This is a genomic window from Nonomuraea sp. NPDC052265 (assembly GCF_044547985.1).
GTDB lineage: Bacteria > Actinomycetota > Actinomycetes > Streptosporangiales > Streptosporangiaceae > Nonomuraea.
On record NZ_JBIUBJ010000001.1, the window covers coordinates 335093 to 356792 of the forward strand.

Consider the following 21700-nt stretch of genomic DNA (forward strand, 5'->3'; position numbering starts at 1 on the left):
GGCGAGATGTGAATGGATAGCGCTTTCCTATAGCTGTGAGGAAAGTTCCGTCAACCCTTTGCAGACGTTACATCGCCGTTATCGATATATCGACACAGCGTTTTCCCTGGTGACAAGCGCTTACCATGGATAGGTAGGACGAATATTGCTGCGATTTAGTACAACCGTTTGCAGGTCATCGGGGCGGCGCCGTCGACTCCCGCAACACCAGCCGGGTCTCCAGCGAGGTCGCGGCGCTCACCTCCTGGATGAGCAGATCGACCGCCAGCCGTCCGGCCGCCGCGGTGGGCATGGCGACCGTGGTGAGCTTGGGACGGTTCAGCCGCCCAGGGACGATGTCGTCGATGCCCACCACGCTGACGTCCTCCGGCACGCTCAACCCGAGCTCGCCCAGCCCCTCGATGAGACCGATCGCCATGAGGTCGTTGTAGGCCAGCACCCCGGTCACCCCGGCCTCGCGCACCCCGGACGCGGCGGCCAGGCCACCCCGCTCGGTGGGCGGGTTGGGCCCGATCACCACCAGTTCGACGCCCGCCACCCGCTCGGCGGCCGTCCGGATCTCGCCGCTCGTCCACGAGCCCGCCGGGCCCGACAGCAGCGCGACGCGGCGGTGGCCGAGCGCGGCCAGGTGCTCGACCGCCAGCCGCGCGCCGTGCCCGACGTCCATCAGGACCGTGGCGGCGCCGCGCAGCCGGCGGTTGATCACCACGAACGGCACCCGCTCGGCCAGCCGCTCCAGCGCCTTGTTCGACGAGCGCGGGCTGCACAGCACCACGCCGTCCACCTGCTTGGAGAACGCCTGGATCAGCTCCTCCTCGGCGGCCGGCTCCTCGTCGGTGTCGGCCACGAACAGGTGGTAGTCGCGCTGCCGGGCCGCGGCGTGCGCGGCCTTGATCAGCGGCGGGAAGAACGGGTTGGCGATGTCGGCCACGATCAGCCCCAGGTTGTGGGTACGCCCGGTCGTGAGCGCCCTCGCCGCCCTGTTCGGCCGGTACCCCAGTTCCTCGGCCACCGTCAGCACCCTGGTACGGGTGGCGGCGTTCACCATGTGCGGCGCGGAGAACGTCCGCGACACGGTCGATACGTGCACACCGGAAGCGCGGGCCACATCACGAATCGTCACTGTCACAGTCGCCCACCCTAACGCAACCGCTTGCAGACACCAGGGCTACTATGAAAGCGCTTGCCGACCCGCCCGCCTACCGGCGGCACGACATATTCCCAGCTAGACGGCATGGCCAGAAATCGGCTCTTGACGCCTCGCCCTGCGTGACCCATAGGTTTAGTGCAACTGTTTGCAGTCTTGAAGGAGTCCCCCACGGTGAGCAGAGTGCTCGTCACCGGCAGCGCCGGACGCCTCGGCCGCAGCGTCGTCACCACGCTCGCCGCCGCCGGGCACGAGGTGATCGGCGTGGACCAGGCCCCCGGCACGCCGGTCGAGGCCGCCGCGACGTCACCGGCCGACCTCACGGACACCGGCCAGGCGTACGAGGTCATCGCCCGGTTCCGGCCGGAGTCGGTGATCCATCTGGCGGCCATCGCGACGCCGTTCAGCCGGCCGGAGTCAGTGATCTTCCAGGTGAACACGCGGCTCGCGTTCAACGTCTGCGAGGCGTCGGTGGAGCTCGGCGTGTCCGGCGTGGTGGTGGCCAGCAGCCCCACGGTGATCGGGTACGGCGCGCCCGGCGGCTGGGCGCCGGCGTACCTGCCGATCGACGAGGAGCACCCGGCGCTGCCCTGGAACGCCTACAACCTGTCCAAACTGGTGGCCGAGCAGACCATGAAGGCGTTCGCGCGGGCGGGCCGGACGAGGATGGCGGCCGTCCGGCCGTGCTTCGTCATCCCGCCCGAGGAGTGGGCGGGCGCGCCCACGCAGTCGGGCCACACCGTCAGGGAACGGCTCGACCAGCCGGAGATCGGCGGCGTCTCGCTGTTCAACTACATCGACGCGCGTGACGCGAGCGAGCTGTTCGCCGTGCTGATCGCGGCGTTGCCCGAGCTGCCGGGCGGCGAGGTCTTCTTCGCCGGCGCGGCCGACGCCCTGGCCAGGAAACCGCTGGCCGACCTGCTCCCGCAGGCCGTGCCCGGCACCGAGGAGCTGGCGGCGGGGCTCACCGGCACCGCTCCCGCCTTCTCGACGGACAAGGCGCGCCGCCTGCTCGGCTGGGAGCCCAAGCGAAGCTGGCGAACCGAACTGAAGGAATCCGAATGAATCTCAGCGGTGTGCTGTTCTTCCCCATCACCCCCTTCGACGCCGACGGCGCGCTCGCCGAGCAGGTGCTGGCCGAGCACATCCGGCGGGGCATGGCACACGGCCCCGGCGGCGTGTTCGTGGCCTGCGGCACCGGCGAGTTCTCCGCCCTGTCGGAGGCCGAGCACGCGCGGGCGGTCCGGGTGGCCACCGAGGTCGTGGGCGGGCGGGTGCCGGTGTTCGCCGGGGCGGGCGGCCCGATCGGCGCGGCGCTGAACCAGGCGCGGGCGGCCCGCGCGGCGGGCGCCGACGGCCTGCTGCTCATGCCTCCGTACCTGACGCAGGGGCCGGGGAGCGGGTTCGCGGCGTACGTGGCCGCCGTCGCCGCCGAGCTGCCGGTGATCGTCTACCAGCGCGGCGCGGTCGTGCTCGCCCCGGACGCCGTGGTCGAGCTGGCCGGCGTCCCCGGCGTGATCGGGCTCAAGGACGGGCTCGGCGACATCGACCGCATGCAGCGGACCGTCCTCGCGGTGCGCGAGAAGCACCCGGACTTCCTGTTCTTCAACGGCCTGCCGACGGCCGAGCTGACCATGCCCGCCTACCGCGGCATCGGCGTCGACCTGTACTCCAGCGCGGTCTTCGCCTTCGCCCCCGAGATCGCCGTGGCGTACCTGAACGGCGACGAGCGGCTGCTGACCGGGTTCTACGCGCCGCTGGTCCGCCTGCGCGACAAGGTGCCCGGCTACCCGGTGGCCCTGGTCAAGGCCGGCGTACGGCTGCGCGGCCTCGACGTCGGCGCGGTGCGCCCGCCGCTGGTCGACGTGGCCGGGGACCACCTGGCGGAGCTGGAGGCGCTGATCAGGTCCGGGCTCGCCCTGGCGGCCTCGTGATCGCCGGCCTGCGGACCGAGCTGCGGACGGTCCCGCTGCCCCGCCCGTGGGGCCCGGACGTGCCGGCCAACCACGTGATCGTCTGCCACGTGACGCTGGCGGACGGCCGCACCGGCACCGGGTTCTCCTGGACGCCGCAGATCGGCGCGCACGCCGTGCGGGCCCTGCTGGAGCACGACCTGCGCGAGGCGCTGATCGGGCTGCCCGCCCACCCCGAGCTGGTGTGGGACCGGCTGTGGCGACACCTGCGCGAGGCCGGCCCCGGCGGGATCACCACGGTCGCGCTGGCCGCGATCGACCTGGCGCTGTGGGACCTGCGCTGCGGCGACGCCGGGCTGGCCGACGTGCTGGGCCGGCGGCGCGAGCACGTACCGGTCTACGGCAGCGGCGTCAACCTGCACTACTCCCTGGAGGAGCTGACCGACCAGGCGCGGCGCTGGGTGGCCGCCGGGTACCGGGGCGTCAAGATCAAGGTCGGCCGTCCCGAGCTGGCCGAGGACGTCGCCCGGGTGGCGGCCGTCCGCGAGGTGATCGGGCCCGACCGGCTGCTGATGATCGACGCGAACCAGCGGTGGGACCTCCACCGGGCCAGGCGCGCCCTGGCCGCGCTGCGGGAGTTCGACCTCCACTGGATCGAGGAGCCGCTGCCCGCCGACGACGTGACCGCGCACGTCGAGCTGCGCCGCTCGACCGACGTGCCGGTCGCGGTGGGCGAGAACGTCTACACCGTGTACGGGTTCCGCGACCTGCTCACCGCGGGGGCCTGCGACGTCGTCCAGCCGAACGTCGTGCGCGTCGGCGGCGTCACGCCGTTCCTGCGGATCGCGGAGCTGGCCAGGACGTTCGGCGTGCCGGTCCATCCGCACCTGCTGAGCGAGGTGTCCGGGCAGCTCGCCCTGGCGCTGCCGCTGCCGCCGCTGGCCGAGGACGTCGAGGACGCCTCGTTCGGCCGGCTGGGCCTGCTGGCCGAGCCGTACCCGGTGAAGATCACGGACGGCGTGCTGCGCGTGGGCGGCCACGCGGGGCTGGGGCTGCGATGGACCCCGTGAAGACGGACCCTGTGAAGACGGACCCCGTGAAGGTCGTCCTGGCGGGAGCGCACGGGCACGGGCGGCATCACCTGGACAACCTGCGCAGGCTCGCGGCCACCGGGCTGGTCGAGCCGGCCGGGATCTGCGACGTGCGGCCGGTGGAGTTCGACGGCGCCCCCCTGCCCCGGTCGGCGGACCTGGGCGAGCTCGTCGCCGCCACCGGCGCCGAGGTCACGATCGTCTGCACCCCGATCCACACGCACGCCGACCTCGCGGTCACGGCGTTGCGCGCCGGGTCGCACGTGCTGCTGGAGAAGCCGCCCGCGGCGAGCCCCGAGGCGCACGCGCGGATCGCCGCGGCCGTGGCCGAGACCGGGCTGGCCTGCCAGGTCGGCTTCCAGAGCCTCGGCTCGCGGGCGATCCCCGCGCTGCGCGAGCTGATGGCGAGCGGCGCGCTCGGCCGGATCCGCGGCATCGGCGGCGCGGGCGCGTGGGAGCGGCCCTCGTCGTACTTCACGCGCTCGTCCTGGGCCGGGCGGCGCCGGCTGGACGGCGTGGACGTGGTGGACGGCGCGCTCACCAACCCCTTCGCGCACGCCGTCGCGACCGCGCTCGCCGTGGTGGACGGCCCGATCGAGGCGGTCGAGACCGAGCTCTACCACGCCCACCCGATCGAGGCCGACGACACCTCCTGCCTGCGCGTCCGGATCGCGGGCGGGCCGATGATCACGATCGCGGTGTCGCTGTGCGCGACCGGCCGCAGTGAGCCGTACCTGGTGGTGCACGGGGAGGCGGGGCGGGCGACGCTCACGTACACGCTGGACGAGCTGCGGGTCGAGCGGGCCGACGGCTCGGTGGAGACCACCGTGCACGAGCGCGACGGGCTGCTGGAGAACCTGGTCGCGCACATCCGCACGGGGGCCGAGCTGCTCGTCCCGCTCGCCCGTACGGAGACGTTCACCCAGGTCCTGGACGCGGTGCGGCTGGCCCCCGAGCCGCTGCCCATCGCCGAACGGCACCAGGTCGTGGAGCGTGACGACGCGGGCGAGGTCACCCACCGGTTCCTGCCCGGCATCGCCGAGCTGACCGCCCGCAGCGCCGACGAGCTGGCGCTCTACTCCGAGCTCCGGGCCCCCTGGACGGAGGTGGAGCTGCGGGTGGCCGGCACGCCGGTCGCGGCCTACGAATGGCGGCCCGACCTGCCGGTCACCGACTCGCCGCGGCCGTACCTGCATCCGGTGCGCACGCTCGGCGGCGTCACCGTCACCCAGGTGCGCCCCGACGACCACGTGCACCACCTCGGCGCGGGCGTGGCGATCGCCGACCTGGGCGGCGTGAACTTCTGGGGCGGCCGCACCTACGTCAGGGACCGGGGCCCGGCCTGGCTGGACGACCACGGGAGGCAGCGACACGTCGCGTTCACCCGGCTGGCCGACGACGGCTTCACCGAGGAGCTGGAGTGGATCGGCCCCGGCGACCGGCTGATCGCCCACGAGCGGCGCACGGTCGCCGCCCGGCCGGTCGGCGACGTGTGGGCCCTCGACCTCACGTTCATGCTGACCAACCTCACCGGCTCGCCGCTGGAGGTCAACAGCTCGGCCACCAAGGGCCGGGCCGGCGCCGGCTACGGCGGGTTCTTCTGGCGCGCGCCCGGCGCCTCCTCCGGCCGGGTGACCTTCCCCGGGGACGAGGACGCCGTGCACGGCAGCCGGGCCCGCTGGGTGGCCATGGCCGGGACCGAGCCGGACGGGCGGGACTGGACGCTGGTGTTCGTGCAGGCCGGTGACGACCCCTGGTTCGTGCGGGTGGCGGAGTATCCCGGGGTCGGACAGGCGCTGGCGTGGGACCGCCCGCTCGTCGTCGAGGACGCGCTGAGCAGGCGGGTCGTCACGGTCGTGGCCGACGGGCGGCTCGACGGGCCGTCGGCGTCGGCGCTGGCCGCCGCCGTCGAGGCGATGATCGGGGAGCCCGCCTGACACCCGCTCTGATGATCGGGGAGCGCGCCTGACACCCGCTCTTCGGTAAGCCTCATTCCCGGTTTCCCGGTTTCCCGGCGGTTCGGCGGGCCGCGGCCAGGGTGCGGAGTCTGTGAACGCACCCGTCATCGCCCGGCCCGCCACCGCCAGGGATCCGTTCTTCGACAACGCGAAGTACCTGGCCATCGTGCTGGTCGTGTGCGGTCACCTGATCGAGGACCAGCGCGACGCGCCGCTGGCCCACGCGCCGGCCACCATGTACGCGTACCTGCTGCACGGCTTCGTGGTGAAGGGCGCCGAGCGGCTCGGCCTGGGCCTGCCGCTGTCACTCCTGCTGGGCGTCGTCACCGCCACTCTCCTGTGCACCCCCTGGGTGCGCGGGCTCTTCCGCTGGGCCGTCGAGCCCCGCATGACCTGGGCCTTCACCCCGCTGCGCCGCCCCGCCCGACTCGTGCCGCAGCAGGCGCAGCGCGCCCCTGGACAGCGCGACCAGGATGTCGGCGCACTCGTCCAGATCGGGGTAGCGGCCCTCCAGGTGGCCCATGGCCAGGGCGTTCGTGGCCGCGTTGACGCCCTCGGCGATCATCTCCAGGCGGCGCCGGTCGCGCTCGTCGCCGGCCGTGTAGCCGAGCGCGGCCAGGTCGGCCGCGTGGTGCTCGCGGTAGGCCGCGGCCGTACGGGCGGCGAAGTCGCGCAGCGAGGAGGACGGGTCGTGCCGCGCGCGCAGCTGGATGCGCAGCAGTTCGGGGTGGCGGCAGATCGCCTCCAGCGGGATGCGGAAGGTGTCGCGGTGGCGTTCGAGGTCGTCGGGCGCCTCGCGGGCCCTGCGCCGCGCCTCCCGCATCTCCCCGCGCAGCCGGTCGCCGCCCTCCTCGCCGAGCACCCGCAGCAGTTCCTGCATGTCCTTGAAGTGCACGTAGAAGCTCGACTGGGCGATGCCGGCGGCCTTGGCGACCTTGCCCGTGGTCAGGCCGGCCTCGCCCTCCTCGTCGAGGAGCGTCAGGGCCGCACTGATCAGCCTGCGCCGGGTCAGGTCCTTCGACTCGCTTCTGCTGAGCGGTGTGCTGGTCACGATTCGCCTCACGGGACTTGTGCGTGCTTTCACCGATAGTACTATCGGTGAAATCGCCGAAGGAGAGTCATGGCCATCGATTTCACTCTCGCCCCCGAACACGAGGAGATCCGCGGACGGGTCAGGTCCTTCATCCAGGAGACCGTGATCCCGACGATGTCCGGCGTGGAGGAGGGCGACCGGGACGCCTACCTCCGCACGATCTTCGAGCTGCGCCGCCGGGCGAAGGCCGAGGGGTTGTGGCTGCCGCACATGCCCGTGGAGTGGGGCGGCATGGGCCTCGGCCACGTCGAGCTGGCCATGGTGCAGTCGGAGGCGGCCAAGACCCGCATCGGCCCGTGGGTGCTCAACTGCCAGGCCCCCGACGAGGGCAACATGCACACGCTGCTCCACTGGGCGGACGACGAGCAGAAGGAGAAGTACCTGCGGCCGCTGCTGGACGGCGTCCAGATGTCGTGCTTCGCGATGACCGAGCCCGAGGTCGCCGGGTCCGACCCCACCCTGATCCGCACCGAGGCGGTCAAGGACGGCGACGAATGGGTGATCAACGGTCACAAGTGGTTCATCTCCAACGCCCGCCGGGCGAGCTTCGCCATCCTCATCGCCCGCACCGAGAAGGACGTGCCCGAGGGCTCGCGCGGCGCGAACACGGCCTTCCTGGTCGACCTGCCCAATCCGGGCTGGAAGGACGTGCGCGAGGTCGAGACCATGCACGGTTCGAGCGGCCACAGCGAGATCGTGATCGAGGACCTCCGGCTGCCCGACAGCGCGATCCTGGGCGGCCGGGGCAACGGCCACCGGCTCGGCCAGTACCGGCTGGGCCCGGCGCGGCTCGCCCACTGCATGCGGTGGATCTCGCAGGCCGAGACGGCGCTGGACATGATGGTGGACCGGGCGCTCAACCGCTACAGCCACGGCTCACTGCTGGCCGAGAAGCAGGGCGTGCAGTGGCTGATCGCCGACTCGGCCATGGAGCTCTACCAGTGCAAGCTGATGGTCCTGCACGCCGCCTCGAAGATCGACAAGGGCGAGGACTTCCGTACGGAGGTGTCGATGGCCAAGCACTTCGTGGCGAACAGTCTCAACCGGATCGTGGACCGGGCGATCCAGGTGCACGGCGCGCTCGGCTACTCGACCGACACGCCGCTGGCGAACATGTTCCAGCACGCCCGCTGGGCCCGTTTCGCCGACGGCGCCGACGAGATCCACCAGATGCGCATCGCCGAGCGCACGATCGCGGCCTACCAGGCGACCGGTTCGACGAGCGCGGCGACGGGCGGCCTGCCGCTATAGCGCGAAATATCCCCGCATGACGGGCTGCCAGCGGTTGGCCGGGACGCCCCGGAGCGCGGCCACCGCCAGGCAGTACTTGCTCACACTGACCGGCCGCACCCCCAGCCCGCGCAGCACCCTGTCCACCGCCGCCCGCCCGTCGGCCGACTTCGACTCCAGCAGCACCCGGTCGCGGCGGGCGGGCACGCCCCCGCCGCCGTCGTGGCAGAGCAGGCCGGTGTCGCAGGTCAGCCGGGCCTGCCCGGCTCGGTCGACGAGCGTGACCCGCCGGTAGTCGGTGGACAGCACGGGCCCCAGCGCGTCGGGCACGACGACGCTCAGCTCGCTGCTCAACGTGTCGCCGACGAACTCCATGGCCTCCGTGGTCAGCTCGCCGGCCGGGGCGGCGTCGTAGGGGATGCGGTGTTTGTCGGTGTTGCCGCGCGTGCCGTTCAGCTTCAGCTCCAGCCACCGGCCGCCCCCGTCCAGGTACGTGCGGGTACGCAGCTTGAACCGGCGGCGCCGGTCCTGCCGGTGGTGGCGGAAGGTCAGCAGGTCGGGCGTGTCGAAGTAGGTCGAGGTGTAACGGAACTGGCGCAGCGCCCCGATCCGCAACACCGAGAACCGGTCGCCCAGCTCGGCCGCGAGCCTGACCATGGTCGGGACGCTGACCACGTACTTGCGGTCCACCCGGCTCATCAGCTCGGGCACCTCCTCCAGCCCGACCGGCGGCAGCCCGGCGGCCACACCGGCCATCAGCGCGCTCGCGTCCCTCACCGGGCCACCTCGGCGATCTGGAAGCGCACGTCCACCACGGTCACGTCGCGCACGTAGTCCACCTGGGTGACGACGCAGTGCAGGACGCGGCCCCGCAACCGGCTCTCCAGGTCGGCCCTGAGCAGCTCGTGATCGGCGTGCACGACGTCCAGCGTCACGACCTGCTGCCTCGTGCGGCCGAGCAGGCGGGGGTGGTCGGCGACGTACACGACGGCCAGGAGCACGGCGTCCAGGAGGAACGCGGTCAGCGGGAGCTGCGAGGCGATGCCGTTCACCAGCCCGAGGACGATCGCCACGAAGTAGTAGGCGATCTCCTGCTGGGTGATCTCGCTGGACCGCAGCCGGATGATCGACAACACCCCGAACAGGCCGAACCCGACCGCCAGGTCCACCCGCTGGACCAGCAGCAGGGAGACGACCGCGAAGATGCCCAGGTTCAGCGCCACGTAGGCGAACAGCAGGTCGCGCCGGTGATGTCGCCGGTAGTACAGGCCGTAGGCGAGGACGGTGATCGCCGCCAGGTCCATCGCCAGTCCGGCCGTCACGGTGTCTTGCCCCTCGTTCTCATGCCCACCAGCTTGCGGCTCGCCGGTGAGGGAGCCGTGAGGCGCCCATTAGGTGGCTCTCATCCGGTAGCCCGTGCCACGCACGGTCTCGATGCGGTCGGCGCCGATCTTCCTGCGCAGGTACCGGACGTAGACGTCCACGACGTTCGAGCCGGGGTCGAAGTCGAAGCCCCAGACGTGGCTGAGGAGCTGTTCGCGGGTCAGCACCTGGTCGGGATGCCGGCAGAAGATCTCCGCCAGCGCGAACTCCCTGGTGGACAGGTCCACCACCCGGTCCCCGACGTGCGCCCGCCGGGTCCGCAGGTCGAGCGCCAGGTCCCGGACGCGCAGGACGGTCGGCTCGGGCGTGCGGTCGGCCCGCAGCCGCAGCCTGACCCGCGCGAGCAGTTCCTCGAAGGCGAAGGGCTTGGCGATGTAGTCGTCGGCGCCCCCTTCGAGCCCGGCGACCGTGTCGGTCACGCCGCCCCGGGCCGTCAGGATGATCACCGGGATGGCCACCTTCGACTCCCGCAGCCGCCGCAGCACGGTGAACCCGTCGCTGAGCGGCAGCCCGATGTCGAGCAGGAGCAGGTCGAACCCGCCCGAACCGGCCAGGTCGTAGGCCGCGACGCCGTCCGTCACCACGGCCGTGACGAAGCCGTTCCCGCGCAGGCCCTTCTCCAGGAAGGCCGCGATCCTGCTCTCGTCCTCGGCGATCAGGATCCGGTTCATGCTCTGACCAGCGGCAACGTCATCACGAAACAAGCGCCCCCCGCCGGGACGTCCGCCACTCTCACACCGCCTCCATGTGCCTCGGCGATCGACCTGACGATCGCCAGCCCCAGCCCCGCCCCGTCGTGGGCGCCGGTGCGTCCCGCGCCCCTGACGAACCGGCCGAAGATGCGCTCGCGGTCGGCGGGCGCGACGCCCGGCCCGCTGTCGCGCACCCACAGCTCGGCCCGCCCGTCCCGCACGGCCGACCCGACCGCGATGAGATCGTCGTCCATGGTGTGGCGTACGGCGTTCACCACGAGCTGCATGAGCGCCTGCGTGAGCCGCTGCCGGTCGGCCGGGATCCGCGCCTCGGCCACCTGGTCGACCCGCCACCGCCGGTCGCCCAGCGGCCGAGCCTTGGCCACCACGCTCACCGTGAGGTCGGCCAGCTCGACCTCCTCGACCGCGAGGAACCCGGGCTGCTCGGCCTTGGCCAGGGTGAGCAGGTCGTCCACGATCCGGTTCATGCGGTCCAGCTCGTCGGTGACCAGGGCCAGGGTCTCCGCCCGCTCGGCCGGGTCGTCCCCCATCAGCTCCAGGTGCCCCCGGATGACCGTGATGGGGGTACGCAGCTCGTGCCCCGCGTCGTCCACGAACGTCCGCTGCACGGCGAAGGAACGTTCCAGACGGTCGAGCATGTGGTTGAACGTGGCGGCCAGCGCGGCCACGTCGTCGTCGCCGGTCACCTTGAGCCTGCGTGTGAGGTCGGCCGAGTCGCTGATCTGCTCGGCCGTCTGGCTGACCAGCCGCACCGGGGCCAGCACCCGCCCCGCCACGAACCATCCCGCCGCCCCCGCCAGGGCCAGCGCGGCCAGCGCCGACAACCCGAGCACGCCGACCGCGTCCACGATCTCGCCCCGGTGGCGGTCGTAGAAGACGGCGGCGACGAAGTGGCCGGGACGGGGGTCGGCCGCCACCCTGACCGGGATGACGGCGTACCTGACCGTGCCCTCGACGCTCTCGGTGTCGCCGTAGGCGGGGCTGGTGGCCGAGGCCAGGACCTTGACCAGCTCCTCGTCCGTGTCGAGCCGGGCCGGGGGCGTGACGGCGGTGATCCGGTCGGCCCTGCCGTCCACCATGCTGAAGAAGGTCTCCCAGCGGTCGGGCGAGTTGATCGCCAGGTAGCCGGTGAGCAGTTCCCGCACGTCGGAGACCGGACGGCCGGTACGGGGATCGTGGGCGGTGGCGGCGTACCTGCGCAGCTTCTCGGCCTCGTTGGTGAACTCCAGGTTCATCCGGTCGTCGAGGCGGGCGAGCAGGACGGTCCAGGTCGCGAAGATCGAGACCGCCAGGGCCAGGCCGACCACGGCGAGCATCCAGCCCACGATCCGGGCGCGGGCACTCACCCGCATCCGACCCCCCGCTCAGTCGTCGCCGTCGTCGTCATCGTCGTCGCCGTCGTCATCGTCGTCGCCGTCGTCATCGTCATCGTCGTCATCGTCATCGTGGTCGCCGCCCTTGAAAGCGTCGTCGTCGTCTCCGCCGGCCCAGGCGCGATGGTGGTCGTCGTCGCCATCATCATCGCCGCCTCCGGGCTTCGGCGCGGGCGGCTTGACGGGTTCCGCCTCGGTTCCCGGCGACGAGAACGGCCGTACGTCGCCGACCGGCGTCCCCGGCGAGGACGAGACCGTGACGGACTCCCCCAAGTCGGGCCCGTCGTCAGCCGCCCGTACCCACCCGGCCGAGAGGAACCCCGCCGCCGTCAGCGCCACGAGAATGAGCATCACGCGTTTCATGAGGTCGAGCGTGCGCCCTCCCGAGGAGACCACCCTGAGCCCCGGATGAGGAACCTCTCATCCGGCCGGCCGGAACGTCGAGCTTGGTCACCACCCCCGATCCGGTGGACGGCAAGCTCGGCCGGCCGCCCAGCGGAGATGATGGTCAAGCAGTTCGAGGGGGCGCTGCGCAGGGAGTACCCGGAGCTGTTCCCGAAGAGGACGGTCCCGCAGGAGTTCCCGCCGCTGATCGAGAGCATCACGGCGCGGCTCGCCGGCCTGCCGCCGATCGCCGTCGACCCGAGGCCGGCCACCTGGGCGTCCGAGGCCGCCGACACGAACCTGGTGGTGGACTTCGACCCGGCGCTGAAGGAGTCCCTGGTCATCAACGGGCGCGCGCCCGCCCCGCCGGGCGTCGCCAGGATGGGCTGCCACACCACCGCCTGGGCGATCGAGACGCAGCACGCCAACCACCTGGTCTCGGACGCCGCCACCGGCCCCCAGGCGGTCAAGGCGCTGAAGGAGGCCGTGCGCAAGGACCTCCAGTCGCGGGTCATGGAACTGGCCGCGCTGCTGCCCGCCGAGCAGATCGAGGGACGCCAGCTCGCGAGCATGTTCGACGAGGCCGCCTCGGTGCCGAACGCCTCCGACGCGCCCACGGCCGCCATGGCCTACCTGTCGTTCCGCAACCTCATGCCCTTCGCGACGGTCAACGAGGGCGACCGCGGCGGCCAACCTGCTCGCCGCCGACCTGGACCGCTGGGAGGACGGCGACACGCTGGCCACCGCCGTCGAGACCGTCCGCGCCCGGCTCAAGGAGCAGGCCGGCTTCCTCAAGCGCGCCAAGAGCGGCGAACTGGCCACGTACGCCCAGGAGGCCGGGACGAAGGTCTTCGACACCAGGCTGGTCGAGCACAAAAGGGTGTGGAAGGAGGTACAGCTCTTCAGAAAGGACTGATCTGGGCAAGGCATGACGTTACCGATACCCCGCCGAGGGAAGATCGCCGGACATGTCAGAGACACCACCACCGCAGAGCCAGCCGTACCCGGGCCGTACGAGCGAGATGTCCCCCGAGCCGCGCGACGAGATGCGCGGCTACGAGGGCAGGGACCTGCTGGCGGGCAAGAAGGCGCTGATCACCGGCGGTGACTCGGGCATCGGCCGGGCGGTGGCGGTCGCGTTCGCCAAGGAGGGCGCGGACGTCGCCATCGCCTACCTCGACGAGCACGACGACGCCAACCACACCCGCGGGCTGGTCGAGCGGGAGGGGCGGCGCTGCGTGCTGCTGCCCGGCGACCTGGGCGACCGCGACCACTGCGTGGCGGTCGTGGAGCAGGCCGTCGCCGAGCTGGGCGGCCTCGACGTGCTGGTCAACAACGTGGCCTACCAGGCACCGGTCGACTCGCTGGAGCAGCTGCCGGACGAGCAGTGGGAGCACACGTTCGCGGTCAACATCCACAGCTACTACCGCGTCACCAAGGCCGCGCTGCCGCACCTGCGGGAGGGCGGCGCGATCGTGAACACCTCCTCGATCAACGGCCTGCGCGGCAACAGGAACCTCATCGACTACGCCGCGACGAAGGGCGCGATCAACGCCTTCACCTACTCCATGGCCCAGAACCTGGTCGAGCGCGGCATCAGGATCAACGCCGTCGCCCCCGGCCCGGTCTGGACGCCGCTGATCCCGGCCACGATGCCGGAGGAGAAGGTGGAGAAGTTCGGCGCGCAGGTGCCCATGAAGCGGGCCGCCGACCCCGACGAGATCGCCCCTTCGTACGTGTTCTTCGCCGCCGACCGGCTGTCCTCGTACTACACGGGCGAGGTGCTGGCCCCGATCGGCGGCGAGACGCTGCCCGGCTGACCGCGGCGGGCTACAGGTAGCCGGTCGCCGCGGCGGGCTACAGGTAGATCGTGCCGCCCTTGCGGGTGAACTCGGCCGCCTTGCCGGCCATGCCCGCCCGTACCTCGTGGCTGAGCTTCATCGAGCAGAACTTCGGGCCGCACATCGAGCAGAAGTGCGCGGTCTTGGCGGGCGCGGCGGGCAGGGTCTCGTCGTGGAAGGCGCGGGCGGTGTCCGGGTCGAGCGAGAGGTCGAACTGGTCCTCCCAGCGGAACTCGAACCGGGCGTCGGAGAGCGCGTCGTCCCACGCCTGGGCCTGCGGGTGGCCCTTGGCCAGGTCCGCCGCGTGCGCCGCGATCTTGTACGTGATCACGCCGGTCTTGACGTCGTCCCGGTTCGGCAGGCCCAAGTGCTCCTTGGGGGTGACGTAGCAGAGCATGGCGGTGCCGTACCAGGCGATCATGGCGGCGCCGATGCCCGAGGTGATGTGGTCGTAGCCGGGGGCGATGTCGGTGACGAGCGGGCCGAGGGTGTAGAACGGCACGTCGTCGCAGAGCTCGCGCTGCAGGTCGACGTTCTCCTTGATCTTGTGCATGGGCACGTGGCCGGGACCCTCGATCATCACCTGCACGTCGTGCGCGTGCGCGACCTTGGTCAGTTCGCCCAGCGTGCGCAGCTCGGCGAACTGGGCCTCGTCGTTGGCGTCCGCGATCGATCCCGGGCGCAGCCCGTCGCCCAGCGAGAACGTCACGTCGTAGCGGGCCAGCAGGGCGCACATCTCGTCGAAGTGCTCGTACAGGAAGCTCTCGCGGTGGTGGGCCAGGCACCAGGCGGCCATGATCGACCCGCCGCGCGAGACGATCCCGGTCCTGCGCCGGACGGTCAGCGGCACGTACGCCAGCCGCACGCCCGCGTGCACCGTCACGTAGTCGACGCCCTGCTCGCACTGCTCGATCAGCGTGTCGCGGTAGACCTCCCACGACAACGCCTCCGGACGCCCGCCCACCTTCTCCAGCGCCTGGTAGATCGGCACGGTCCCGACCGGCACGGGCGAGCTGCGGATGATCTGCTCGCGGGTGTCGTGGATGTTCGGCCCGGTGGACAGGTCCATGACGGTGTCGGCCCCCCAGCGGGTGGCCCAGGTCATCTTCTCGACCTCCTCCTCGACCGAGGAGGTGACGGCCGAGTTGCCGATGTTGGCGTTGATCTTGACGAGGAAGTTCCTGCCGATCGCCATCGGCTCGGACTCGGGATGGTTGACGTTCGCGGGGATGACCGCCCGGCCCGCCGCGACCTCCTGCCGTACGAACTCGGGGGTCATGCCCTCCCGGACGGCCACGAACTCCATCTCCTTGGTGATCACCCCGCGCCGCGCGGCGCCGAGCTGGGTGACCGGCGACCCCCACGCCGAGCGGTCGGTACGCGACGGCCCGGATGTGTCGTAGAGCCGCACCGACGTGCCGTTCGACAGCCTGACCTCGCGCATGGGCACCTGGAGGTCACCGATGTGGATCTTGGAAAAGCGCGCGTCGCTCATCGCGCAAACTCCCTTCGCCGGCATTATCCGGAGCAGGTTCTGGCGGTCGGCGGCTGACAGCCGTCCTCTCAGCCCGGTCCGCACCGGGCTCCCGCGTTGGTCAACCGCGATCATAACTCCGCGCGTGGCAGGATCAAGAGGATGTCTGATCCCATTGCGCACACGACAGCCACCTACAACCACATCGCCGACCAGTTCGACGAGCAGTTCACCGACCCTCTACCCGCGTTCGCGGCCTTCCGGGAGCGGTTCGCCACATCCCTGCCCGCCGGAGCCACGGTCGCCGACCTGGGATGCGGCCCGGGGCGCGAGTCGGCCTGGTTCACCGGACGCGGCCTGTCCACCGTGGGCGTGGACCTGTCGATCGGGATGGCCAGGCTCGCCGCCGGGCGAGGCGTTCCCATCGTTCTGGGCGATCTACGGCACCCGCCGCTGGCGCCCGCGTCCCTGGACGGCGTCTGGTCGGCCGCGGCCCTCGTGCACGTGCCGTCCGAGCAGACCGTGCCGACGCTGCGGGCCTGGCACGCGACGCTGCGCCCGGGCGGGGTGCTCGCGCTGACCACCGCTCTGGGCGACCGCGAGGGGTGGGAGCCGGTGCCGTACCGGACCGAGTACGAGCGCTGGTTCGTCAACCGCGACGCCGGCGACCTGCTCGCGGCGCTGGACGCGGCCGGGTTCGCGGTCGCCTGGCACGAGTCGAGCGTCACCCACCGCACGTGGTTCAGCGTGCTGGCGACAGCGCGTAACGCTCCCCCGCCCTAGTCTCCAGGTCGAGCGCGAACCCGGGGCCGCGCAGCCGGGCGGCCCCGCCGCGCGCCGACGACAGCCTGACCTCGACCGGGAGGCCGTCCGCCCATCGGGCATGACCTGGCCGAGGTCGAGGCGTACCCGGCCGAACAGGGCCCGTGGTCGGCCTCGTGCTCGGCCCGCAGCTCCTCGTGCGGCCGGCGCGCCGCCGCGTCCACGGCCGCCGTGACCCGCGCCGCCGGGTACGGGCCCCGGTAGCCGGGGTGGACGGGCGCGTGATCGGTGGCCGCCTAGAACACGAACACCGCGCTCTCGGCGCCGGTCACGACGACGCGGTCGCCCTCGTCCGTACGGGTGCCGCCCTCGGTCAGCACCTGGACCTGGCCCTCGCACACCAGGCCGTTGTCGGTCAGCACGCCCCGGACGCGCAGCCGCCCCGCCTCGGCGGTCACATCCTCCCCGCCGGGGTGCGCGGTGCCGAACCGCAACGTGAACCCCACCCGTCCCGAGGGCCCCGCGGTCAGCCTTCCGACGATGACGCCCGCCGGGTGCGAGGCGAAATATTCCCTGGTCAACGGCATGCCGTCGGCGTCCTCGTACGTCACGGCGGCCACCGCCGTCTCCAGGTCGAGCGTGCGCCGGTAGCCGGGCTCCGCGCTGCCCGGACCGCCGGTCCACAACGACTTCTCGTTGAGCTGGACGCGCTCGGTCCCGAGGTTCCCGAACACGCACGCGCCGAGCGCTCCGTTGCCGATCGGAAGGACGTGTCCTTCCCAGTCGGGGGCGGGCTCGTCGTACCGGAGCGTCAGCATGGCGATCAGCCCAAGGTTTGACGATCGCCCCTGGCGGTACGGACCCCCTCAGGGGAACTATGATGAAGATCGCCGCTGTGGCCGCGATCGTGGCTCTGACCACGATCGGACCGGCTGCCGCCTCTGGGGACGGCATCGAGCAGCAGGAAGTGAGCAAGCAGCAATACCGGACGCTGACCGCCCAGTGCCGCTACGCCGACACGCAGACCCTGCGCGACAAGTGCAGGCAGGCGGTCAAGGAGAACTACCGCATCGGCCGGCGCAACCGTTCACTCGACTGCCGGACGTACTCCGGCGTGACGGTCTGCGGCGAACTGCTCCTCAGCAAGACCGAGCGCGCGTGCATCGAAGAGTCCACCAGACAGGGCTTGGCCTACCGCCGCGCCGAAGTGGAATGTTACGTGGCCTGACCATGATCGTCTCAGGAGTCGACGGCTCGCCGACCGGACTGCTGTCCGTCGACTGGGCCGCCAAGGAGGCAGTGCTGCGCGGGGTGTCGCTGACCGTGGCCCACGTGGTGCCCGACTGGGTCTGCCACCCGATCTCCGGCCGGTACGCGGAGGTGGGCAAGTGGATGCGCGACGGCGCCCAGGAGGTGCTCGCGGCCGCCGAGCGGCACGCCCGCGAGCAGGGCGCCGAGGTGACCACGGAGCTCGTGCCCGGCGATCCCCGCGCCGCGCTCATCAAGACCGCCGAGCAGGCCGAACTGCTCGTCGTCGGCAGTCGCGGCCTGGGCGGCGTCCGGGGGCTGCTGCTCGGCTCGGTCGCCCACGGGGTGGCCGCGCACGCCCAGACGGACGTCGTCCTGGTCCGCGATCCGCCCGCCGTTCCGCGCGGGGAGCTGGTGGTCGGCGTGGACCGCTCCGAGGGGAGCCTGCGCGCGCTGAAGTTCGCCTTCGCCGAGGCCGAGCTGCGCGGCGCCCGGCTGCGCGCGGTGGAGGCCTGGGCCTGGCCGCACGCTTCCGGCTTCGAGCCCGCCGATCCGGAGGCCGAACGCGAGACCCGCGAGGCCCTGCGGGCCTTCCTCGCCATTCCCCGGCAATGCCACCCCGGAGTGGAGGTGATCGAGGACGTCGTGCACGGCCATCCCGTCGAGGTGCTGCGCGAGGCGGCGTCCGGCGCCGACCTGCTGGTCGTCGGCAGCCGGGGGCACGGCACGCTGAAGGGCATGCTCATCGGCTCGATCAGCCAGGCCATGCTGCACCACGCGCCCGGCCCGCTCGCGATCGTGAAAGTTACATCGGTGTAGGGGACGTTCCCGCAGGTCGCCGCCTTCCGTTCGGACGGCGGCCTTCCCCGTCTCCCCGCCCGCTCCTACCATCTGCGCAGACCACGGGACGGGAGTGGACACATGCGCAGGATCAGCGTCCTCCGGCTGGCTCGCGGCCACCAGGCCCGACATCGTCGTCATGCACCTCGGCACCAACGACGTGTGGAGCAACATCGCCGCCGCGACGATCCTGGGCGCGTTCACCACCCTGGTGAACCAGATGCGGGCGAGCAACCCCGCCATGAAGATCCTCGTCGCCAGGATCATCCCGATGAACCCGCCCACCTGTCCCGACTGCGCGCAACGCGTCGTGGCCTTCGACAACGCCATCCCCGCCTGGGCCGCCGCCACCACCACCGCCCAGTCCCCGATCACGGTGGTGGACCTGTGGACGGGCTTCAGCACGAGCACCGACACCTACGACGGCGTGCACCCGAACGCCTCCGGCGACCAGAAGATGTCCGACGCCTGGTACCCGGCCCTGACCGCCGCCCTCTCCGGCCCCATCCCCACCCCCACCCCCACATCCGGTGGCGGTGGTTGCGCGGCGGTCTACCGGATCACCGGGCAGTGGCAGGGCGGCTTCCAGGGCGAGGTCACCGTCACGAACACCGGCGCCTCCCCCATGACCGGCTGGGACGTCGGCTGGACGTTCGCGAACGGTCAGCAGGTCACCCAGCTCTGGGGTGGCCGGCTCAGGCAGACGGGCCCGTCCGTGACGGTGGGGAACGAGACCTGGAACGGCGCCCTCGCCCCCGGCGCCACGACCACCCTCGGCTTCCTGTCCTCCTGGACCGCCACCAACACCCCACCGACCCCTGCCTGCGCCCGGGCTTAGTTTGCGGCCGGTACCGGCGCCGCCACGATGGTGGCCACGCGCGGCGCGGCCAGCCGTACATAGTCGTCGGTGGCCAGCGCCAGCGACCGATCGAGCCGCGCGGCGTTGAAGTAGATCTCCGGCAGCTCCAGCAGCGAAGGATCGACCACCAGCTCAAGGCGAGGGTCGTAGCTGAACGGCAACACCGTCCCGCTGACGCTCCCCGCCAGTTCCTCCGCTCTGTCCTTGTCGGCGAAGGCCACGTACGTGCCCTCCAGCAGCCCCTTGACCGCCTGCAGATCCAGCCGCGCGTCCCCCGGCACGACGGCCAGCACGTGCCGCGTCACCTTCTTGCCGATCTTGACCATCACGATCAGGCACTTGGCCGCCTGCTCCACACCGTGCCCCCGCAGGGCGCTCACCAGCTCGGTACGGCCCTCCGCCGGATGGTCGATCACCCGGTAACGCGCCCCGCCGGCGTCGAGATCGGCGATCAGACGTGCGTAGGCGTCGGCCGAGTCACCAGTCACTGCTCAACATCTCCTTGACCTTGGCGATCCGGTCTTCGTCGCGCTGGTGGAACACCCATCGTTTGATCTTCGCACCCCGGATCAGGCCCGCCTTGGCCAGCGCCTTGAGGTGCTCGCCGCAGGTGGGCTGGCTCACACCCAGCTTCTCGGCGATGAACAACGAACAGACGCCGTCCCCTACGAGGTCGCCGTCGCGCTGCGGGCGGAAGTGCCGCTCGGGGTCGCCCGGACGGAATCACGACGACTGCACCACCGGCACCCCTTCACTGGCCTGCACCAGGACGAACCCCTGCCCCCGGAACGCCAGCTGCATGGCCTCCCCGCTCCCCCGCCCGATCAACGACCCCACCTTCATCGTGCGGTTGACCCCGACCTGCAACCCCGTGCTCCAGCACACCGCCGCCTGCCCGTCCACGAACGTCGGCATCCTGGCCACGTCCAGCAGCACCGGCGTGCCGTGCGTGGTCACCGCCACCCATCCGGTACCGGTCACCGTGGTGTTGAACAGCCCGCCGGCCGCGACCCCGGCCCCCTGAACCCGCTGGATGTCCCACCTGAGCTCCGGCCCGAACGCCAACAGGTTCCGCCCGTTGACCGTCAGCCCCTCGTTCTCCAGGTAGAAGAGGTGGATGTCGTCGGCATTGTCCGCCAGATAGAGCAGCCCCTGGCCGCGTACCCGCATCAGGGAGGCGCCCTCCCCCGTCACGGCCTTCTTGAGCAGCTTGCCGAGCCCGCCGGCCCCCTCGTAGTCGAAGTCCATCTGCCCCTGGAAGGCGACCATGGACCCCTGCTTGGCCAGCACCTCGTGCGGCAACTGGACCCGCAACATCTTGCGGTTCTCCAGCGCGAACCCGCCGGGGAGCGGCTGGGCGTCCAGGTTGCCAAAGATAGAACTACGCACGTCGTACCTCTCACGTCGATGGTCGTCGCCGCCGACGTGCACCCGGACGCGGCCCGAGCGGCGCCACTCCCGCCGCTCCCACCGCCTCCGGCACTCCGTCCCAGCGCCTCTACAACCCCATCAACTCGGAGCCCCGGAGGCGAGTTCCCGTACCACCTGAATGAGCTCGGCCGGGTCGAACGGCTTGGTCAGGTACGCGTCGACCCCGATCCCCAGCCCCCGCCGCCGGTCATCGTCCTGCGCCCGCGCCGTGATCAGGACGACCTTGATGTGACTGGTCGCCTCCTCCGTACGCAACTTCTCCGCCGTCGCCCACCCGTCCAGGCAGGGCATCATCACGTCCAGCGTGATCACATCCGGCATGACGTCCATCACGCGATCCAGACAGTCCTGCCCATCGGTGGCGGTCGACACCTCGAACCCCTCCAGGTTCAGGTTGACCGCGATGAGCTGCCGGATGACCTCGTCGTCATCCACGACCAGTACTTTGCCAAGAACGTCGCTCACGGGCGCAAAGCTAGCCCGTAGCGGGGCGGTCACGTGGGGTTTTCGCGGGATGCGTTCAAGGAGCGTTATCTGGTGCCGAGTGGTCTGCAGATACTGATAGCCTTATCACTCGTCGCCCCCTTAGCTCAGGGGATAGAGCACCGGCCTCCGGAGCCGGGTGCGTAGGTTCGAATCCTACAGGGGGCACAAGATCTTGACCGGCGGTTCCGACCGCTGACCAGGGCGAACATCGCAGGTACGGGCGGGCCTCCAGTCTCACGGAGTCCCGCCCGTTCTCGTCGTAGCTCACTGGCTGTGGGCCAGTTGTGGGCCACCAACGGAGTCCCCCTCCAAGACCTGGCGGCGAGCCGGCCCTAGGTCACCTTTGCTTCCTCAGATGTGATCGAGATCGCTTGCAGGTCAGTAGACCCTTCGGCATCAAGGTGTACCGATCGCGTCGACGACTGCGATCTACGCGGACTGCTTGGGTCCAGTTGATGGCTGAAATCCCTAAGC

The 21700-nt window shown here is 71.4% G+C and carries 24 protein-coding genes, 1 tRNA gene and 1 riboswitch; of the genes, 11 read left to right on the forward strand and 14 right to left on the reverse strand.

Annotated elements, in window-relative coordinates; all coding sequences use genetic code 11:
* Window positions 1-175: 175 nt before the first annotated feature.
* A complete protein-coding gene (locus ACIHAD_RS01650; RefSeq protein WP_397352379.1) occupies window positions 176-1129 on the reverse strand; it encodes a LacI family DNA-binding transcriptional regulator in 954 nt (317 codons plus the stop codon).
* Window positions 1130-1321: 192 nt separating this feature from the next.
* On the opposite strand from ACIHAD_RS01650, the gene ACIHAD_RS01655 reads away from it, so the two are divergent.
* From ACIHAD_RS01655 to ACIHAD_RS01670, 4 genes are read left to right on the forward strand one after another with little or no spacing between them, the layout of a single operon-like run.
* Window positions 1322-2212 (forward strand): NAD-dependent epimerase/dehydratase family protein, encoded by an 891-nt coding sequence (locus ACIHAD_RS01655; protein WP_397352380.1) that lies wholly within the window; start codon window positions 1322-1324, stop codon window positions 2210-2212.
* A complete protein-coding gene (locus ACIHAD_RS01660) occupies window positions 2209-3081 on the forward strand; it encodes a 5-dehydro-4-deoxyglucarate dehydratase (RefSeq protein ID WP_397352381.1) in 873 nt (290 codons plus the stop codon). The genes ACIHAD_RS01655 and ACIHAD_RS01660 overlap by 4 nt, the downstream gene beginning before the upstream one ends.
* Window positions 3078-4130: a mandelate racemase/muconate lactonizing enzyme family protein gene (locus ACIHAD_RS01665; protein WP_397352382.1), complete on the forward strand. Its 1053-nt coding sequence runs from the start codon at window positions 3078-3080 to the stop codon at window positions 4128-4130. The genes ACIHAD_RS01660 and ACIHAD_RS01665 overlap by 4 nt, the downstream gene beginning before the upstream one ends.
* Complete coding sequence (locus ACIHAD_RS01670; protein ID WP_397352383.1) at window positions 4127-6088, forward strand: DUF6807 family protein; 1962 nt, start codon at window positions 4127-4129, stop codon at window positions 6086-6088. The genes ACIHAD_RS01665 and ACIHAD_RS01670 overlap by 4 nt, the downstream gene beginning before the upstream one ends.
* Before the next feature lie 325 nt (window positions 6089-6413).
* Here the strand turns inward: ACIHAD_RS01670 and ACIHAD_RS01675 are convergent, their stop codons facing one another.
* Window positions 6414-7160, reverse strand: a complete 747-nt coding sequence (locus ACIHAD_RS01675; RefSeq protein ID WP_397352384.1) for a TetR family transcriptional regulator — start codon at window positions 7158-7160, stop codon at window positions 6414-6416.
* A 69-nt stretch (window positions 7161-7229) separates the two neighbouring features.
* Between ACIHAD_RS01675 and ACIHAD_RS01680 the strand changes: the two genes are divergently transcribed.
* Window positions 7230-8453 carry an acyl-CoA dehydrogenase family protein gene (locus ACIHAD_RS01680; RefSeq protein ID WP_397352385.1) on the forward strand — a complete coding sequence of 408 codons (1224 nt, stop codon included), beginning with the start codon at window positions 7230-7232 and terminating at the stop codon, window positions 8451-8453.
* Here the strand turns inward: ACIHAD_RS01680 and ACIHAD_RS01685 are convergent.
* The 6 genes from ACIHAD_RS01685 to ACIHAD_RS01710 all read right to left on the reverse strand — a co-directional run bounded on the left by ACIHAD_RS01685 (window position 8448) and on the right by ACIHAD_RS01710 (window position 12911).
* Window positions 8448-9209, reverse strand: coding sequence for a polyphosphate polymerase domain-containing protein (locus ACIHAD_RS01685; RefSeq protein WP_397352386.1), 762 nt, complete (start codon window positions 9207-9209; stop codon window positions 8448-8450). The genes ACIHAD_RS01680 and ACIHAD_RS01685 overlap by 6 nt on opposite strands.
* Window positions 9206-9736: a DUF4956 domain-containing protein gene (locus tag ACIHAD_RS01690; protein ID WP_397353024.1), complete on the reverse strand. Its 531-nt coding sequence runs from the start codon at window positions 9734-9736 to the stop codon at window positions 9206-9208. Before ACIHAD_RS01690 ends, ACIHAD_RS01685 begins: the two co-directional genes overlap by 4 nt.
* An 87-nt stretch (window positions 9737-9823) precedes the next feature.
* Window positions 9824-10486, reverse strand: a complete 663-nt coding sequence (locus tag ACIHAD_RS01695) for a response regulator transcription factor (protein WP_397352387.1) — start codon at window positions 10484-10486, stop codon at window positions 9824-9826.
* Entirely contained in the window at window positions 10483-11880 is a 1398-nt protein-coding gene (locus tag ACIHAD_RS01700; RefSeq protein WP_397352388.1) for an ATP-binding protein, read from the reverse strand. The genes ACIHAD_RS01695 and ACIHAD_RS01700 overlap by 4 nt, the downstream gene beginning before the upstream one ends.
* A gap of 12 nt (window positions 11881-11892) precedes the next feature.
* Entirely contained in the window at window positions 11893-12264 is a 372-nt protein-coding gene (locus tag ACIHAD_RS01705; RefSeq protein WP_397352389.1) for a hypothetical protein, read from the reverse strand.
* The gene (locus ACIHAD_RS01710) at window positions 12261-12911 is read right to left on the reverse strand and encodes a hypothetical protein (protein WP_397352391.1); all 651 of its coding nucleotides are present in this window, start codon (window positions 12909-12911) and stop codon (window positions 12261-12263) included. Before ACIHAD_RS01710 ends, ACIHAD_RS01705 begins: the two co-directional genes overlap by 4 nt.
* A gap of 342 nt (window positions 12912-13253) precedes the next feature.
* Between ACIHAD_RS01710 and ACIHAD_RS01715 the strand changes: the two genes are divergently transcribed.
* Complete coding sequence (locus tag ACIHAD_RS01715; RefSeq protein WP_397352392.1) at window positions 13254-14105, forward strand: SDR family oxidoreductase; 852 nt, start codon at window positions 13254-13256, stop codon at window positions 14103-14105.
* A 37-nt stretch (window positions 14106-14142) separates the two neighbouring features.
* Here ACIHAD_RS01715 and thiC read toward each other — a convergent pair whose 3' ends face one another.
* Entirely contained in the window at window positions 14143-15621 is a 1479-nt protein-coding gene (thiC, locus tag ACIHAD_RS01720; protein WP_397352393.1) for a phosphomethylpyrimidine synthase ThiC, read from the reverse strand.
* A riboswitch (TPP riboswitch) is annotated at window positions 15614-15726 on the reverse strand. It overlaps the preceding gene by 8 nt.
* Window positions 15727-15762: 36 nt before the next feature.
* Between thiC and ACIHAD_RS01725 the strand changes: the two genes are divergently transcribed.
* Window positions 15763-16383: a class I SAM-dependent methyltransferase gene (locus ACIHAD_RS01725; RefSeq protein WP_397352394.1), complete on the forward strand. Its 621-nt coding sequence runs from the start codon at window positions 15763-15765 to the stop codon at window positions 16381-16383.
* A gap of 275 nt (window positions 16384-16658) precedes the next feature.
* On the opposite strand, the gene ACIHAD_RS01730 is transcribed toward ACIHAD_RS01725, so the two are convergent.
* Window positions 16659-17180 carry a glycoside hydrolase N-terminal domain-containing protein gene (locus tag ACIHAD_RS01730; RefSeq protein ID WP_397352395.1) on the reverse strand — a complete coding sequence of 174 codons (522 nt, stop codon included), beginning with the start codon at window positions 17178-17180 and terminating at the stop codon, window positions 16659-16661.
* Between the two features lie 59 nt (window positions 17181-17239).
* Between ACIHAD_RS01730 and ACIHAD_RS01735 the strand changes: the two genes are divergently transcribed.
* The 3 genes from ACIHAD_RS01735 to ACIHAD_RS01745 all read left to right on the forward strand — a co-directional run bounded on the left by ACIHAD_RS01735 (window position 17240) and on the right by ACIHAD_RS01745 (window position 19288).
* Entirely contained in the window at window positions 17240-17590 is a 351-nt protein-coding gene (locus ACIHAD_RS01735) for a hypothetical protein (RefSeq protein WP_397352396.1), read from the forward strand.
* Window positions 17591-17592: 2 nt separating this feature from the next.
* Window positions 17593-18429, forward strand: a complete 837-nt coding sequence (locus ACIHAD_RS01740; RefSeq protein WP_397352397.1) for a universal stress protein — start codon at window positions 17593-17595, stop codon at window positions 18427-18429.
* A gap of 94 nt (window positions 18430-18523) precedes the next feature.
* The gene (locus ACIHAD_RS01745; protein ID WP_397352398.1) at window positions 18524-19288 is read left to right on the forward strand and encodes a cellulose binding domain-containing protein; all 765 of its coding nucleotides are present in this window, start codon (window positions 18524-18526) and stop codon (window positions 19286-19288) included.
* Here ACIHAD_RS01745 and ACIHAD_RS01750 read toward each other — a convergent pair.
* The 4 genes from ACIHAD_RS01750 to ACIHAD_RS01765 all read right to left on the reverse strand — a co-directional run bounded on the left by ACIHAD_RS01750 (window position 19285) and on the right by ACIHAD_RS01765 (window position 21205).
* On the reverse strand, window positions 19285-19797 hold the full coding sequence (locus tag ACIHAD_RS01750; RefSeq protein WP_397352399.1) for a YbaK/EbsC family protein: 513 nt from the start codon (window positions 19795-19797) through the stop codon (window positions 19285-19287). The two genes, ACIHAD_RS01745 and ACIHAD_RS01750, sit on opposite strands and share 4 nt — an antisense overlap.
* Window positions 19787-19957 carry an ArsR/SmtB family transcription factor gene (locus ACIHAD_RS01755; RefSeq protein WP_397352400.1) on the reverse strand — a complete coding sequence of 57 codons (171 nt, stop codon included), beginning with the start codon at window positions 19955-19957 and terminating at the stop codon, window positions 19787-19789. The genes ACIHAD_RS01750 and ACIHAD_RS01755 overlap by 11 nt, the downstream gene beginning before the upstream one ends.
* 75 nt (window positions 19958-20032) lie before the next feature.
* Window positions 20033-20698 carry an AIM24 family protein gene (locus ACIHAD_RS01760; protein WP_397352401.1) on the reverse strand — a complete coding sequence of 222 codons (666 nt, stop codon included), beginning with the start codon at window positions 20696-20698 and terminating at the stop codon, window positions 20033-20035.
* Between the two features lie 120 nt (window positions 20699-20818).
* The gene (locus tag ACIHAD_RS01765) at window positions 20819-21205 is read right to left on the reverse strand and encodes a response regulator (RefSeq protein ID WP_352349704.1); all 387 of its coding nucleotides are present in this window, start codon (window positions 21203-21205) and stop codon (window positions 20819-20821) included.
* Between the two features lie 114 nt (window positions 21206-21319).
* Here ACIHAD_RS01765 and ACIHAD_RS01770 point away from each other — a divergent pair.
* Window positions 21320-21391: transfer RNA gene (locus tag ACIHAD_RS01770), tRNA-Arg, on the forward strand.
* The last annotated feature ends 309 nt before the right edge of the window (window positions 21392-21700 follow it).